Annotated in this window: 13 protein-coding genes; 5 read left to right on the top strand and 8 right to left on the bottom strand. The window is 65.1% G+C overall.

What is annotated here, in order from left to right:
• Nucleotides 1–128: 128 nt before the first annotated feature.
• Nucleotides 129–872: an HAD family hydrolase gene (locus tag BUB39_RS00545; protein WP_073050995.1), complete on the top strand. Its 744-nt coding sequence runs from the start codon at nt 129–131 to the stop codon at nt 870–872.
• On the opposite strand, the gene BUB39_RS00540 is transcribed toward BUB39_RS00545, so the two are convergent.
• Nucleotides 842–2,347 (bottom strand): helicase HerA domain-containing protein, encoded by a 1,506-nt coding sequence (locus BUB39_RS00540; RefSeq protein ID WP_084526810.1) that lies wholly within the window; start codon nt 2,345–2,347, stop codon nt 842–844. The genes BUB39_RS00545 and BUB39_RS00540 overlap by 31 nt on opposite strands.
• Before the next feature lie 198 nt (nt 2,348–2,545).
• Between BUB39_RS00540 and BUB39_RS00535 the strand changes: the two genes are divergently transcribed.
• Together BUB39_RS00535 and BUB39_RS00530 are read left to right on the top strand one after the other, a co-directional pair.
• Nucleotides 2,546–3,856, top strand: coding sequence for a multidrug effflux MFS transporter (locus BUB39_RS00535; protein ID WP_210187011.1), 1,311 nt, complete (start codon nt 2,546–2,548; stop codon nt 3,854–3,856).
• A 206-nt stretch (nt 3,857–4,062) separates the two neighbouring features.
• Nucleotides 4,063–5,022, top strand: coding sequence for an acetamidase/formamidase family protein (locus BUB39_RS00530; protein WP_073052637.1), 960 nt, complete (start codon nt 4,063–4,065; stop codon nt 5,020–5,022).
• Between the two features lie 244 nt (nt 5,023–5,266).
• Here the strand turns inward: BUB39_RS00530 and BUB39_RS24965 are convergent, their stop codons facing one another.
• The 3 genes from BUB39_RS24965 to BUB39_RS00515 all read right to left on the bottom strand — a co-directional run bounded on the left by BUB39_RS24965 (nt 5,267) and on the right by BUB39_RS00515 (nt 8,947).
• Nucleotides 5,267–5,881: a M15 family metallopeptidase gene (locus BUB39_RS24965; protein ID WP_175561670.1), complete on the bottom strand. Its 615-nt coding sequence runs from the start codon at nt 5,879–5,881 to the stop codon at nt 5,267–5,269.
• Between the two features lie 214 nt (nt 5,882–6,095).
• The gene (gene uvrC / locus BUB39_RS00520; RefSeq protein WP_139251398.1) at nt 6,096–8,075 is read right to left on the bottom strand and encodes an excinuclease ABC subunit UvrC; all 1,980 of its coding nucleotides are present in this window, start codon (nt 8,073–8,075) and stop codon (nt 6,096–6,098) included.
• Between the two features lie 107 nt (nt 8,076–8,182).
• Entirely contained in the window at nt 8,183–8,947 is a 765-nt protein-coding gene (locus BUB39_RS00515; RefSeq protein ID WP_073050989.1) for an SDR family oxidoreductase, read from the bottom strand.
• Nucleotides 8,948–9,258: 311 nt separating this feature from the next.
• Between BUB39_RS00515 and BUB39_RS00510 the strand changes: the two genes are divergently transcribed.
• Nucleotides 9,259–9,918 (top strand): outer membrane protein, encoded by a 660-nt coding sequence (locus BUB39_RS00510; protein WP_073050987.1) that lies wholly within the window; start codon nt 9,259–9,261, stop codon nt 9,916–9,918.
• A 73-nt stretch (nt 9,919–9,991) separates the two neighbouring features.
• Here the strand turns inward: BUB39_RS00510 and BUB39_RS00505 are convergent, their stop codons facing one another.
• The 4 genes from BUB39_RS00505 to BUB39_RS00490 all read right to left on the bottom strand — a co-directional run bounded on the left by BUB39_RS00505 (nt 9,992) and on the right by BUB39_RS00490 (nt 12,695).
• A complete protein-coding gene (locus BUB39_RS00505; protein WP_073050985.1) occupies nt 9,992–10,852 on the bottom strand; it encodes an inositol monophosphatase family protein in 861 nt (286 codons plus the stop codon).
• A gap of 25 nt (nt 10,853–10,877) precedes the next feature.
• Nucleotides 10,878–11,480, bottom strand: a complete 603-nt coding sequence (locus tag BUB39_RS00500; protein WP_073050984.1) for a glutathione S-transferase family protein — start codon at nt 11,478–11,480, stop codon at nt 10,878–10,880.
• 91 nt (nt 11,481–11,571) lie between these two features.
• Nucleotides 11,572–12,216 carry a ribonuclease T2 family protein gene (locus tag BUB39_RS00495; RefSeq protein ID WP_139251291.1) on the bottom strand — a complete coding sequence of 215 codons (645 nt, stop codon included), beginning with the start codon at nt 12,214–12,216 and terminating at the stop codon, nt 11,572–11,574.
• Between the two features lie 32 nt (nt 12,217–12,248).
• Complete coding sequence (locus tag BUB39_RS00490; RefSeq protein ID WP_073050983.1) at nt 12,249–12,695, bottom strand: hypothetical protein; 447 nt, start codon at nt 12,693–12,695, stop codon at nt 12,249–12,251.
• A 165-nt stretch (nt 12,696–12,860) separates the two neighbouring features.
• Here BUB39_RS00490 and BUB39_RS00485 point away from each other — a divergent pair, with 165 nt between their 5' ends.
• Nucleotides 12,861–13,835, top strand: a complete 975-nt coding sequence (locus BUB39_RS00485) for a glutathione S-transferase family protein (protein ID WP_073050981.1) — start codon at nt 12,861–12,863, stop codon at nt 13,833–13,835.
• Nucleotides 13,836–13,845 lie beyond the last annotated feature (10 nt).

Genomic DNA, 13,845 nt, shown 5'->3' with positions numbered 1-13,845 from the left:
GGGGCGCAGCGCCTGACATCGTCTTGCGAGCCGCGAAACCGGCGCCCGTGCCCGCGCCAGATCTTCCGCGATGTCGTGACAGAAGCGGCGAGCCGGCGCTAGATTGCCCTGGCAACCAGGAGGGCGTCATGAGCGACCACGCCATCACGGCCATCGGCTTCGATGCCGATGACACGCTCTGGCAAAATGAACATTTCTACCGCCTCACCGAGCAACGCTTCACCGCGCTGCTGGAAGCCCATGGCGATGAGGAGGTGATCTCCAGCCGGCTGCTCGCGGCCGAGACGCGCAATCTCGCGCTCTATGGCTTCGGCATCAAGGGTTTCACCCTGTCGATGATCGAGACCGCGATCGAGGTCACCGAAGGGCGCGTCGATGCGTCTGTGATCCGCGAGATCCTCGCCGCCGGCCGGGAACTGCTGACGCATCCCGTCGAGACGCTGCCGCATGCACGCGACGCGATAGAGCGCCTATCGGGTAGCCATCGCATCATCTTGATCACCAAGGGCGATCTCTTCGATCAGGAGCGCAAGCTGGCGCAATCCGGCCTCGGCGACCTGTTCGACGCCGTCGAAATCGTCAGCGACAAGACCGCCGACACCTATCGCCGTATCTTCGCCCGGCATGCCGACGGCCCGGAGCGCGCATTGATGGTCGGCAATTCATTGAAGTCCGATATCGCCCCCGCGATTGGAGCCGGAGCCTGGGGCGTCTATGTACCGCATCCGCTGACGTGGTCGTTCGAACACGTCGAGCCGCCGGTTGGCAATCCGCGTTTCCGCCAGATCGAGGATCTTGGAGCCTTGCCGGACCTCGTGCGAGCCCTCGCTCGGGACGGGCTTCATTCGGCGGCGACGGATCCATCGCCATAGGGCGCGCGGGCATCGCCCGCTGCCGTTTCGATGCCGAGATCGGGCAGCACGGCGGCACGATGGCCGCGGATATCGACGCGCAGCACGATATGGCCGCTCTTTTCGAGATGCCGTAGCCGGCTGCGCGCGCGGCCCGCCGAATGGGTGCCGGAGCGGAGCGCAAGTTCGGCATCGGACGGGCAGGGGCTGCCGGTGAGTGCCGCGGCGGCGATCAGCAGGAACGAAAGCTGTGCCTCGTCCGGCAGGGCGCGGGCCAATTCCACGACCCGCTGCCAGTCATCGGTCTCGGCGAGGGCGGAATCGATCCCGGTCCGGGCGAGATTGAGCAGGAAGCGGAACTGCGCCAGCGGCAATGTCGCCGGCAGGCGCTGGATACGGCAACGGACCAGGAAGTCCTGATAGAGCGGCGCCTCGCCGCGAAATGGCGCGCCCGGCTCGGCCATGACGGCGCGCGCAATCGCCAGGAACTGCGCCTCGCGTTCACCAGGCGTCAGCCCGTCATCCGGCGCCTCGGCGGCCTCGAGCGGAGCCTCGCGGGCAAGGCTTGCCAGGAGATCATGCATGGTCGGCGCGCTTGGCGCCGCCACCCGCGGCTCGACTGGCCGCACCAGATCGACCGGCACTGGCGCCAGCACGAGCTCGCGCTGTGCGGCGGCGGCTTCGGCGGGCAGGGGCGTCAGCTTCGGCGTTCCGGCGCGCGGCGCGGTCTCGACGGTGCCGACTGACACCGTGATCGGCCGACGCGTCAGAGCCGGCCCGAGCGCCACGAATTGGCCGCGGCTGAGATCGCGGAACGTCTCGGCCTGACGACGCTCGAGGCCGAGCAGGTCAGCTGCGCGCACCATGTCGATATCGAGGAAGGTGCGCCCCATCAGGAAGTTCGATGCCTCCGCGGCAACGTTCTTGGCGAGCTTGGCAAGGCGCTGCGTCGCGATGATCCCGGCCAGGCCGCGCTTGCGTCCGCGGCACATCAGGTTGGTCATCGCGCCGAGCGAGAGCTTGCGCGCCTCCTCCGACACCTCGCCGGCGACCGCCGGCGCGAAGAGCTGCGCCTCGTCGACGACGACAAGGACCGGAAACCAGTGTTCGCGGTCGGCATCGAACATGGCGTTCAGGAATGTGCCGGCCGCGCGCATCTGCATCTCGACGTCGAGGCTCTCGAGGTTGAGCACGGCCGAGACGCGATGCTGCCGCACGCGGGTTGCGATGACCTCGAGTTCACCAAGGCCGCGCTCGGCATCGAGCACGACATGGCCGAAGCGATCGGCGAGGCTGACGAAGTCACCCTCTGGGTCGATGATCACCTGCTGCACATAAGGTGCGCTTTGTTCGATCAGCCGCCGCAGCAGATGCGACTTGCCCGAGCCGGAATTACCCTGGACGAGCAGACGAGTCGCCAGCAATTCCTCGACATCGAGCATCGCCTCCGCGCCCCCGCCATGGGGGCCGGCCACCTTGCCGAGCTCGATATTCATGCGCGCAGTCACTCCGCGAGTCGCGATCCCGACAGAAACACCTAGCACGTCGGCCAACTCGCAGGGGCGTCGATGCAACGCGATCCACAGCTGTCGCCGCTGCGCGACAGGCGCCGTGGTTCACGATAGTCTGGCAGTGGCAGCCTGGGGGAGCGGCCGTCACGGCCATTATCAGCTTCGACTGGGAGACTTTCCGCGGTGCGTTCTGCCACCATTCCCGTCCGGCACGGCACCCGGATGCTTGTCACCCTCGCTGTGCTGCTCGCATTCGCATCAATTTCGACCGACCTGTTCTTGCCCGCCCTGCCGGCCATGAGCGAGGCACTCAAGGCAAGCGAAGGCTCGCTGCAATTCACTATCTCGGGCTATCTGCTCGGCTTCGGGTTTGGTCAGCTCTTCTGGGGACCGATCAGCGATCGCTTCGGCCGTCGCGCCCCGGTCGCGATCGGAGTGGCGATCTTCGTGATCGGCTCGGCTGGTTGTGCCTTGTCGACGGATGTCTGGCAGATCGTCGGTTGGCGGGTCGTGCAGGCATTGGGCGCGAGCGCTGGCGTTGCCCTTGCCCGCGCGATGGTTCGCGACCTCTATGACCGCAACCACGCGGCCAAGGTTCTTTCAGGCCTGATGACCGTGATGGCCGTCGCGCCGCTGCTGGGGCCGAGCGTTGGCGCACAGATCCTGGCCGCGTTTTCCTGGCAGGCGATCTTCTGGTCGCTGGTGCTGATCGGTGGAGCCACTTTGGTCGCCATCCTGGCGCTGCCTGAAACGCTTCCCGTCGGCGAGAGAGAGGTCAGCCCGATTTGGCATGCGTTTGGAGACTATCCACCGCTTTTGCGCAACCGGACCCTGATCGGCTACGCGGCGGCCGTGGGTTTCTACTATTTCGGCATCTTCGCGAATATCGCGGGCGGCGCGTTCGCCTTCATCAGCTACCACCACCTGACACCGCAACAATATGGGCTGGTCTTCGCGTCAGGCGTCGTTGGCGTCATGGTCGCCAACATCGCCAATGTCAGGCTGGTGACGCGCATCGGCAGCGATCGCCTCCTCATCGTCGGTGCATCCGGCGCCGCCTTATCCGGTCTATGGCTCGGCGTCGTCACAACGACCGATCTGGGCGGGGTCTGGGGGGCTCCTGCTGGGCCAGTTCCTGTTCGCGGCGACGAACGGCTTCATCCTTGCCAATGCGGTCGCCGGCGGCCTGGCCAGTGTTCGTCGCAAGGCGGGAACAGCCGCGGCCCTCTTCGGAGCCATTCAGTATGGCAGCGGCATGGTCGGCTCCGCGTTTGTCGGGCTGCTGGCGAACGGAACCCCGGCGCCGATGGGCTGGGTCATGAGTGTCGCCGGCCTGGGATGCCTCGCAAGCGTCCTGCTCACGGGCGTCGGCCGACACCCGCCAAATCCTGCCTCCCGGAGGGGCCAGTAAGCTCGCGATCCAGGCGTCCGACATCTATCAGGACGCGCCCCAGGTCGATGATCCGCTGCTGCAAAAAGGTGCGCTCTGACTGATCAGCAGCCGCGGCAGAAGCAACTTGCAAGGGCCCGTTTTACCACCTGCGCCGGGAAGATGGACCGCATGCCGCTCCGCAACATCCAGCATCGCTTGCGCGCCGCCCGCTATGATGATTGGCCGCCGTGCGGAACGCGACACCCGGCCGATGGAGGCGCGGGAATTGCATGCAGAAATGCCTCTTCCGTATTCACATGAGGACGCCATGGCTGAGCATCACCTGAAGGCAACACCCGAGACGGTTGTGTGGGGGCGGTTCGCTGCGGCGACGCCGCCGGTTCTGACCATTGCCTCGGGCGACCGCGTGGTGATCGAGACAGAGACGGCCTTGGCCGAGTTCTGGCCGCCGGAAGGATCGGGCATGACGGTCTCCGCGGCGTTGCGGGCCATCGATGCTGCGCATCTACCGGTCCGCTTCGGCCATCTCCTCACGGGTCCCGTTGCGGTCGAGGGCGCGGAACCCGGCGATATGTTGGAGGTGCGCATTGAAGCGATCGAGCTTGGTGCCAATTGGGGTTTCAACGCCATCGTGCCCTTCGAGGGTACGCTGCCAGATGACTTCATCCTGCCTGAGATCGACTTGATCCATATCCCCATCGACCAGGCGGCCAAGACCTGCAAACTCCCTTTCGGGCCCGAATTGCCGCTCGTCCCGTTCTTCGGGGTCATGGGCGTCGCTCCGCCGGCCGCTTACGGCGAACTTTCGTCGCGCGAGCCGCGCCTCCATGGCGGCAATCTGGACAACAAAGATCTCGGCGCTGGTTCGACGTTGTTCTTCCCTGTCTGGACCGAGGGCGGCAACTTTCTCTGCGGCGATGGCCATGGCGTCCAGGGACATGGCGAGGTTTGCGTGACAGCGCTGGAGACCGCGCTGACCGGGACGTTTACGTTCATCCTGCACAAGAAAACCGGAGATGCGCCGATCATCACGCTGCCGCGCGGCGAAACGCCGACTGCCTATATGACGATGGGCTTCTCATCCGATCTCGACGAGGCGATGCGCATTGCGGTCCGCGAGATGATCACCTTCGTCACGGAGCGAACCGGCATGAGCCGCGGCGACGCTTACCGGCTTGCCTCGCTCGCTGCTGATTTCCACGTCACGCAGACGGTCAACGGCGAAAAGGGTGTGCACGGGTTGCTACCGAAATCGCTGATTGCATGATCGCGGTGTCTCGGCGAGCCATCGCGTCGCGCAGCCCTGTGGTCAACCCGGGGCGCTGAGTCGCTGAGACGAATCCAGTGCCAAAGGAATCCAGCGTCGTGACGTCCATGGAGAGGGGGCACTTCCCCCGCTCCATGGAAAAATCGTCGATCGTCTGCACCTTCGGCGCCGAGACATCCGCTATCGCGAGGAGGTCTCGTGCGGAAGCCCGCCTATCACTCTGCCAGCTGGGCTATGAGTGAGGCTAAGCAACCTCGGCAACGGACCCATAGCCCATTTCGGCGATGTAGTCCGCCGCAGCGATCAGATCACGGTGGTCGATCGCGTGGCTGGGGATCTTGGCGATCGTCTCATCGGCAAGCTCGAAATGCATCGAGTCGACCGATTTCCCCGAGTAACCGGCAGCCCAGTACCAGCCTGCTGCATTGAACAGTCCGAAGAGGTAGAGGAAGCCCAACTGCGTCTTGGGTACGCCCTGATCCAGGACATGGTTGCCGAAATACAGATCGATCGCAGTGCCCCAGCTATGATTGGAATAGCTCTTGGGATTGGGTCGTTTGGCCCTCACACAGAGCATCCCGGCTGTGTGGACTTCGTCATAAACCTCGCGGTTTGAACGCTTGAGGTCCGCGAAAATCGACATCAGCGAGGCGACGGCGTAGTCCATTCCAGAAACTTTGAACGGGCCTACCGAGACGCCATACTGCATGCGGCTCCGAACATCACCTGTACAGGGGCTGCACTGCCTGCTGAGCTCCCCTGGCTTGCCAAACGTGTCAAGCATCGTACGTTCGCGGCAGGGCGAGAGCCCTTGGTTGATATTGGACGGAATCGGGACAAGGTCGGAAAGCTTGCTCATCTTACCCCCACGGTTTTGATGAAAGAGCTTCCGCATTCGCGCGGGCAATATCACTGAAAGCAAGTGATGGTTGCAGCCGATCATGATCATGAAGGGTCGCAACCTTCAAGAGAAAACTTTCCGATGTTAATCGTAAAAGTTGCTCACCGTAGGTCTTCGCCAGTGCGGAGTTCCACGACCAGGGTGTTGCCCGTCGATCAGCTCTCCGAGCTTCTCACTCCCCCCGCTCGTGGAAGTAATCGTAGATCGTCTGCGCCATCTGCGCCGAGACGCCGGGGACAGCGAGGAGATCCGGGATCGAGGCGCGGCTGACGGCTTTCGCGGTGCCGAAATGGCCGAGCAGCGCGCGCTTCCGCGTCGGGCCGATGCCGCCGATCTCGTCGAGCGGATTGGCGGTCATAGCGGCCTTGCGCTTGGCCCGGTGCGAGCCGATGGCGAAGCGGTGCGCCTCGTCGCGAAGGCGCTGCACGAAATAGAGCACCGGGTCGCGCGGCTGCAGCATGAAGGCCTCGCGGCCGGGAATGAAGAACTTCTCGCGCCCGGCGTCGCGGTCGGGGCCCTTGGCGATGCCAATCAGCGGCACGTCGCCTGCAAGGCCGAGTTCCTCGAGGATACCACGCGCCGCCGAAAGCTGGCCGGCGCCGCCATCGATGAAGACGAGATCGGGCCAGGGACCGAAGCCATCCTCGTCGCGCGGAGCGGCCTCGCGCGAGCCGTGCTCCTTGACCAGCCGCGAGAAGCGACGCGTCAGCACCTCGCGCATCATGCCGAAATCATCGCCCGGCGTGATCTCTTCCGAGCGGATGTTGAACTTGCGGTACTGGTTCTTCACGAAGCCCAGCGGCCCGGCGACGATCATGCCGCCGACCGCGCTGGCGCCCATGATGTGGCTGTTGTCATAGACCTCAATGCGGCGCGGCGGCGCCTCGAGGGCGAAGGCCGCCGCCAGTCCTTCCAGAAGACGGGCCTGACTGGAGGTCTCGGCAAGATTGCGCCCGAGCGCCTCGCGCGCATTGGCGAGCGCGTGGTCGACGAGGTCCTTCTTCTCGCCGCGCTTCGGCACGGCGATCTCGACCCGGTGCCCCGCATGCTCGCCGAGCGCCGCGGCGATCAGATCGACTTCCTCGACCTCGTGGCTGATCAGGATGAGGCGCGGGCAGGGCTTGTCTTCATAGAACTGCGCCAGGAACGCCGCGAGCACCTCGCCCGGCCCGAGTGATTTGTCGGCGCGCGGATAGAAGGCGTGATTGCCCCAGTTCTGGCCGGTGCGGAAGAAGAACACCTGTACGCAGCTCTGGCCGCCTTCCTGGTGGACGGCGATGACGTCGGCTTCGTCGACGCCTTGCGGATTAATGCCCTGATGCGACTGGACATGGCTGAGCGCCGCCAGGCGGTCGCGATAGATCGCGGCGCGCTCGAAATCGAGGTCGGCGCTGGCCTCGCCCATCGCGCGGGCCAAGTCCGTGCGGATAGCCGAGGATTTGCCGGTCAGGAAGCCCTTCGCCTCGCGCACCAGCTCGGCATAGTCTTCGAGCGCGATCTCGCGCGTGCAGGGCGCCGCGCAACGCTTGATCTGATGCAGCAGGCAGGGCCGGGTGCGCGATTCGTAGACGCTGTCGGTGCAGGTGCGGATAAGGAAGGCCCGCTGCATCGCCGAGACGGTGTTGCCGACCGCGCCGGCCGAGGCGAAGGGGCCGAAATAGTCGCCCTTCCGCGTCCGCGCGCCGCGATGCTTCACAAGCTGCGGCGCCTCGTGATCGGTGATGAGGATGTAGGGAAACGACTTGTCGTCGCGCAGCAGCACGTTGAAGCGTGGCCGAAGGCGCTTGATCAGGTTCGCCTCGAGCAGCAGCGCCTCGGTCTCGGTGCGCGTCGTGACGAACTCCATCTGGGCCGTCTGCTGGATCATGCGGATGATCCGGTTCGACTGCAGTCCGATGCGGGTATAGCTCGTGACGCGCTTCTTGAGGTTCCGCGCCTTGCCGACATAGAGCACGTTGCCAGCGGAATCGAACATGCGGTAGACGCCGGGCGCATTCGGCAGCCGCTTGACGAAATCGGCAATCACGGCGGCGCCCTGGCCGCGCGGCACCCTTTCGCCCCCGGCCTCGAACGGCGTTGCATCCTCCGCGGCCAACGCCTCCTCGGCCACGTTGATGGCAAGCGCCTCCGCGCCGGCTTCCTCTTCGGCCAGTTCGTCCTCTGCGGTGATGTCCTCGAGCAGCGTGCCTTCGGGCAGCGCGTCCTCGTCGTCCGGCGCGGCCGCCGGTTGCGGCCCGCTGCTGTCGATCGGTAATCTGTTCACTCTTTGATCCCTACGACGTCCGGTGTCTCCCAGGCAAGATGCTGGCCGCCATCGAGGCCGATCATCTGGCCTGTGATCGAACGCGTCTCATAAAGATAGAGAATCGTGCGCGCGAATTCAGCGAGTTCCGGGCCGTGGCGAAGCGGCACGGCCTCTGCCTGGCGGCGAAAGTCCTCGATGTCCTGGCGCGGCGAGGGGACGGTCGGACCGGGCCCGATGGCATTGACCCGAATGCGCGGCGCGAGGGCTTGCGCCAATGTCCGTGTCGCGGTCAGCAGCGCGGATTTCGAGAGCTGGTAGGACATATAATACGGCGTCGTCTTCCAGGCGCGCTGGTCGATGATGTTGACGACGAGGCCCTCTTCCGAGGCAGGCAGCGCGGCGGCGAACGCGTCTGCGAGAAGCACCGGCGCGGTGAGGTTGATGGCCAGCTGGCGCTGGAAGCGCCCGGCCTCGAACGCGCCGATGCCGTCATCTTCGAAGATCGAGGCGTTGTTGACGAGGAGCGTCGGCGCGCCGAGCGCCGTGCTGGCACGTTCGATGATGGCTGGAACGCCGGCAAGGTCCGCCAGGTCGGCCTGCACGACCGTGGCCGCGCCGCCGCGCGCGATGATCTCGGCAGCAACCGCCTTGGCCTCGGCCTTCGAGCGATTGCAGTGGATCGCGACCGCGAAACCGGCGCGGGCGAGATCCTCCGCGATGGCACGGCCGATGCGGCGTCCACTCCCCGTGACCAGCGCGACGCGCCTCTCCTGCGACATGATTTTCCCTTCGTGCCAGGAAGCGGAAGATAGGGCGCGGCGGCGCGTTCGGTAAGCCTCTGCACGGTGTGGTTAACCGCTTTCAACGTCTTGGGCGCATTTGTGGCAGCTGCCGGATGCACTTTATGAAGTTACGGCAGAAAACCTTTTTATCGTAGAGGGTTGCGATCATCTGTTGCAGCACGGTAACGGCGCGCGACGCCTCGTGCTAGCCATGTTCAGTTGTCCTTTTCGCCGCATTGCACGGCTTCAATGCGGACTCGGACTGGCGATCCCCCGGTCGACCCGTCCTTTGTATCCTGGAGTTCACGATGCTGCGTATCCGTACCCTCTCCCTCGGCGCCGCTCTGCTAGGGCTCGGCGCCCTGCCAGCCGCCGCCGCTGACTATTCCTATGATTCGCCCGCCGCGACAGCCTTCGCCGCGCCGGTTGGCTTTACATGGACCGGCCCCTATCTCGGCGCCATCGTCGGCTATACCTGGAGCACGTTCCAGGCCAGCAGCGGGCTGCTCGGAGGCCGTTCGATCGACGCCGAAGGCGGCAAGGTCGGCGGCTATGCCGGCTATAACTACGAGCTGGGCAACAACGTCGTGCTTGGCGGCGAAATGGACCTCAATTGGGACGATGTGAAGGGCAATACACGCAGCTTCGGTAGCGTCGACCAGACCTGGGATTCGACGATCCGCGCTCGGGCCGGCTACTCGTTCGGCCGGGTGATGGCTTACGGAACGGGCGGCGCGGCAGTCTCGGGCGCGCGCATCGATAGCGGCGACTTCTCAAGCTCGGCCACGCATATCGGCTGGACGCTCGGCGCCGGCGCCGAGGCTGCGGTCACCGATCATGTCACCGCCCGCGTTGAATATCAGTACGCGGACTACGGCTCCCAGCTCTACCGCACCGGGGTCGGCACCGCCTCGGATGTCGGGTTCACCACCGGATCGATCCGCGCGGGTCTCGGCTACAAGTTCTGACACGCCGATTGCGAAACTCGATCCCCCGGGGTGACCCCGGGGGAATGCGTGGCGCCCGAGAGGCCGCTGCCCGTTACGAGACGGCCCTGACACCCTCGTAGGACGTGCCGGCAAAGAGCGCGGCTTGAAGTGCGTGCCAGCTGTCCTCGTCCGGTGTGCAGAGCAAGCCGCCGGAACGATGCAGCGGCGAATAGGCGCTGCCGTCATAACGTGCCGAAAAGCCACCGGCCTCCTGATGCAGCAACCATCCGGCCGCGTGATCCCAGACCATCAACTTGCTGAAGGCCGAGAAATGCGCGTGGCCGCCGGCGAGCAGGCGATATTCATGCGCCGCGCAGCGATAGTTGGAGACCGAGCCGGTCCGCGCCAGATTGGCGGCAAGCTGCGAGCGGAGCGGCTCGTCGAGCATCCACCAGGCCGCGAACCCCGACATCTCATGTACCGGCTTCGGCTTGGCGACCTTGAGATCGAGCTGCGCCCCCTCAGCCGTTTCGGTCCAGGCGCCTTCGCCGCGCAGCGCGATCGACCAGTCCTTGCCGATCGGATCGAGGATCACGCCCGCAGCGATCTCACCCTTGACGATGACGCCGGTCATGACGCCGAACAGCGTCAGTCCGGACGCGAAGTTGCGCGTGCCGTCCACCGGGTCGACGACAAAGGCGAGCGACGCGTCAGCGAGCGCGTCCAGCAGCCCTTCGCCATATTCCGAGACAGCTTCCTCGCCGAGGACCAGCGCGCCGGGAAAGGCTCTCGTGAGCGCAGCGGTGATTCGCTTCTCGGCGGCGACGTCGGCGTCGGTCACGAGATCCTCGGCGGAGGTCTTCTCGCGCACGGCCCCGGCGCTCAAGCGGCGGAAGCGCGGCAGGATTTCGGCCCCGGCAGCCTCGTTGAGGATTTCGGTGACGGTCGCAATGTCACGAACGGAAAACGTCATACGGGAGCTCCGATGCGCCAGGGGTTCAACCGGTGGGGCGGGTCTTGTCGAAGGCCGGCACGCTCGCGGCGAAGCTGTCGAGCCAACGGACCAGTGCCGGATGCTCCTGCCGCCAGGCATCGCCGAAGCGAAGGTCGAGATAGCCGAGCGCGCAGGCGACCGTGATATGGCCGATGTGGATCGAGCCGCCGAGGTCAGACGCCTCCAGCGCCGCAAGGCCGCGCGCCACCTTGTCGGCGTGGTGGGCGAGCCAACCGGCATGCCGGAGTGGCTCGTCGCGCCAGCGCTTCTCGTAAACCTGAAGCAGACTTGCATCCATGATGCCATCGGCCAGCGCCTGCATCACGAGTGCCGGATAGCGCCGCGCCGGATCGGCCGGGATCAGGCGATCGCCACCCGCCAGATGATCGAGATATTCAACGATGACCCGCGAGTCATAGATCACGCCGCCGTTTTCGAGGACGAGCGCCGGAATCTTGCCGAGCGGATTCTGGTTGCGCAGGCTGTCTGACGGATTGGCGGTGTCCGCGACGACAATCTCGATCTTGTCCGAGAGACCGAGCATCGCGGCAGCGATCTTCACCTTGCGGCCGAAGGGCGAGGCAGGGGAACTGCGCAAGATCAGCATGGATTAGTTCCGGATCTGGAGTGGCACAAACATGCGCGTTGGTCGGCGGCGGGCAGGTCTTCCGAGCCGAGCGCGTTCAGGAGCGACCGTATCAGCGAACGGGCGGCATCACGATCTGCGGTCGCCGGCATGCACCACGATCGACCTCGGGGCAACTGCGGAAGGAGAGGTCCTTCGTGAGGCAGACGCGAACCTCTTTCAGCCGCCGTGAATCGCAAAGCACGGCAAAGCCGTCTGCGGGAATGCCGGGATTGGCCTTGCGGAAGGCAGCCTCGACCGCGGGAGGCGTGACGGTCAGTTGGTCAGTTACATCGACGAAGCGCGACGGGATGGCGACGCGCTTCTGCGCCGCGCGGATCAGCGAAAAGTAGTCGGCCTGGTCGAGGCCGGAGCAGGTGCCGTGCTTCTGCCATTCATGGCGGATCAGGGCCGGGCTCGGCATCACGTCCAGCATCGCGTCAACGGCGCGGCGAGGGACGCGATCCGGCTGGTCGCTCGGGCAATCGCTCGGAAAGCCACGCTCATATTGCGGCCAGAGTCCATGGACGACGAACGCATAAGGTCTGCCGCCGCACTGGATGCGATCTGTGCTGCCATTGTCCAGGCAGTAGGTCGGCGACCAGGAGAGGGACAACACGTAGAAGTCGAAATCGCCGGCGCGATCACGGGCAACCGCGGCGCCCGAGACCGTGCACCATGCAATGACCAAGAAGCCGATCAGGCCGAAGCGCCGCATCGGTCCTCCGAAGTCGCTTGAGGCGTTGAAGACTACTGGTAGCGGATCGACCGGCATGAGCCGTCATAGACCCGCCAGGGGTCTTGGCCCGGCAGGCAGAATTCGACGCCCCAGCCGATCGAGGCGACGCCCTGCCGCTCCTCGATGAGATAGAACAGATCGGACGGCGTGCCGTTCGAGAGCTCGACGCGAGCATGGCAGAAGCGGCGGTCGATCAGCCCAGGATTGGCCGGCTCGAATTTCACCTGGTCGATCTTGGTCACCGTGCCGATGGCAAGCCCCGTCTGCCACGTCTCGACATTCGCCTTGTGATAGCGATTGGCGATGTTGTTGAGCACGGACTGTGCGTCGCACAGCGGCACCTGGCCGCGGCTCCAGGAACCGACGCTGACGCTCGGATCGTCGAGCGAGCGGGAGCCCGCTTCGGCCGAGGCGCCGACGGCGAGGAGAAGGGCGGTAGCGACTACGGCGCGCAGCATGGCAATGATTCCCGGGGACGAGAGACCAACGAGACGATGCATCGTGCCGCTGCGAGGGTCAATCCGAAGCGGCCGTCGCGGTGAACGGTTTGTCGTCTCGATCGCCCCTGGCGACATTTCCGCCACGGCGTCACATGATGATGATGAAAACGATGGAGCGACGCGATGGGACTTCTGATTGACGGCGTCTGGAGCGACCAGTGGTATGACACCGGCAAGACCGGCGGCCGCTTCCAGCGCTCGAATGCCGGCTTCCGCAACTGGGTGACGGCCGACGGCAGTCCTGGACCGAGCGGCGAGGGCGGCTTCAAGGCCGAGCCGGGCCGCTACCATCTCTACATCGCCCGCGCCTGTCCGTGGGCACATCGCGCGATGATCTTCCGCGCCCTGAAGGGTCTTGAGGACATGATCGACTATTCGGTCGTGAACTGGCTCATGCTGGAGAACGGTTGGACGTTCGAGCCCGGCCCCGGCGTGACGAAGGACAAGGTCAACGGCAAGGACTTCCTTTACGAGGTCTATGCGCTCGCCGAGCCGAGCTATACGGGCCGCGTCACGGTTCCCGTCCTCTGGGACAAGCAGCAAGGCAAGATCGTCTCGAACGAATCGTCCGAGATTATCCGCATGCTGGGCAGCGCCTTCGACGGGGTCGGCGCCAAGGCTGGCGATTATTATCCGGAGGCACTGCGGCCCGAGATCGATGCGATCAATGCCCGCGTCTACGACACCGTCAACAACGGCGTCTACAAGGCTGGCTTTGCAACGACGCAGGCCGCCTATGAAGAAGCGGTCGTGCCGCTCTTCGAAAGCCTCGACTGGCTCGAGGACATCCTGTCACGGCAGAAATATCTGACCGGCGACGCGCAGACCGAGGCCGACTGGCGGCTGTTCACCACGCTGCTGCGCTTCGATCCCGTCTATGTCGGGCATTTCAAGTGCAACCTGAAGCGCCTCGTCGATTATCCCGCGCTCTGGTCCTATACACGCGAGCTCTACCAGGTGCCCGGCATCCGCGAGACCGTCGATTTCGCCCATATCAAGGGCCATTATTACGAGAGCCACCGGACGATCAATCCGACGGGCATCGTGCCGCTTGGTCCGATCCTCGATTTCGACGCGCCGGGCACGCGCGGTTTCTGAACCGCGCCGT

This window comes from Kaistia soli DSM 19436 (assembly GCF_900129325.1).
In the GTDB taxonomy this organism is placed as follows: domain Bacteria; phylum Pseudomonadota; class Alphaproteobacteria; order Rhizobiales; family Kaistiaceae; genus Kaistia; species Kaistia soli.
Note: the sequence above shows the minus strand (reverse complement) of the source record. Positions and strands in the feature narration are given on the sequence as shown.

What these genes read in the sequence shown, in the direction of transcription:
- BUB39_RS00490 (WP_073050983.1), bottom strand. Translation starts at nt 12,695, where the DNA reads ATGCTGCGCGCCGTAGTCGCTACCGCCCTTCTCCTCGCCGTCGGCGCC.
- BUB39_RS00485 (WP_073050981.1), top strand. Translation starts at nt 12,861, where the DNA reads ATGGGACTTCTGATTGACGGCGTCTGGAGCGACCAGTGGTATGACACC.
- BUB39_RS00495 (WP_139251291.1), bottom strand. Translation starts at nt 12,216, where the DNA reads ATGCGGCGCTTCGGCCTGATCGGCTTCTTGGTCATTGCATGGTGCACG.
- BUB39_RS00515 (WP_073050989.1), bottom strand. Translation starts at nt 8,947, where the DNA reads ATGTCGCAGGAGAGGCGCGTCGCGCTGGTCACGGGGAGTGGACGCCGC.
- BUB39_RS00540 (WP_084526810.1), bottom strand. Translation starts at nt 2,347, where the DNA reads ATGAATATCGAGCTCGGCAAGGTGGCCGGCCCCCATGGCGGGGGCGCG.
- BUB39_RS00510 (WP_073050987.1), top strand. Translation starts at nt 9,259, where the DNA reads ATGCTGCGTATCCGTACCCTCTCCCTCGGCGCCGCTCTGCTAGGGCTC.
- BUB39_RS00505 (WP_073050985.1), bottom strand. Translation starts at nt 10,852, where the DNA reads ATGACGTTTTCCGTTCGTGACATTGCGACCGTCACCGAAATCCTCAAC.
- BUB39_RS00545 (WP_073050995.1), top strand. Translation starts at nt 129, where the DNA reads ATGAGCGACCACGCCATCACGGCCATCGGCTTCGATGCCGATGACACG.
- BUB39_RS00530 (WP_073052637.1), top strand. Translation starts at nt 4,063, where the DNA reads ATGGCTGAGCATCACCTGAAGGCAACACCCGAGACGGTTGTGTGGGGG.
- BUB39_RS24965 (WP_175561670.1), bottom strand. Translation starts at nt 5,881, where the DNA reads ATGAGCAAGCTTTCCGACCTTGTCCCGATTCCGTCCAATATCAACCAA.
- BUB39_RS00500 (WP_073050984.1), bottom strand. Translation starts at nt 11,480, where the DNA reads ATGCTGATCTTGCGCAGTTCCCCTGCCTCGCCCTTCGGCCGCAAGGTG.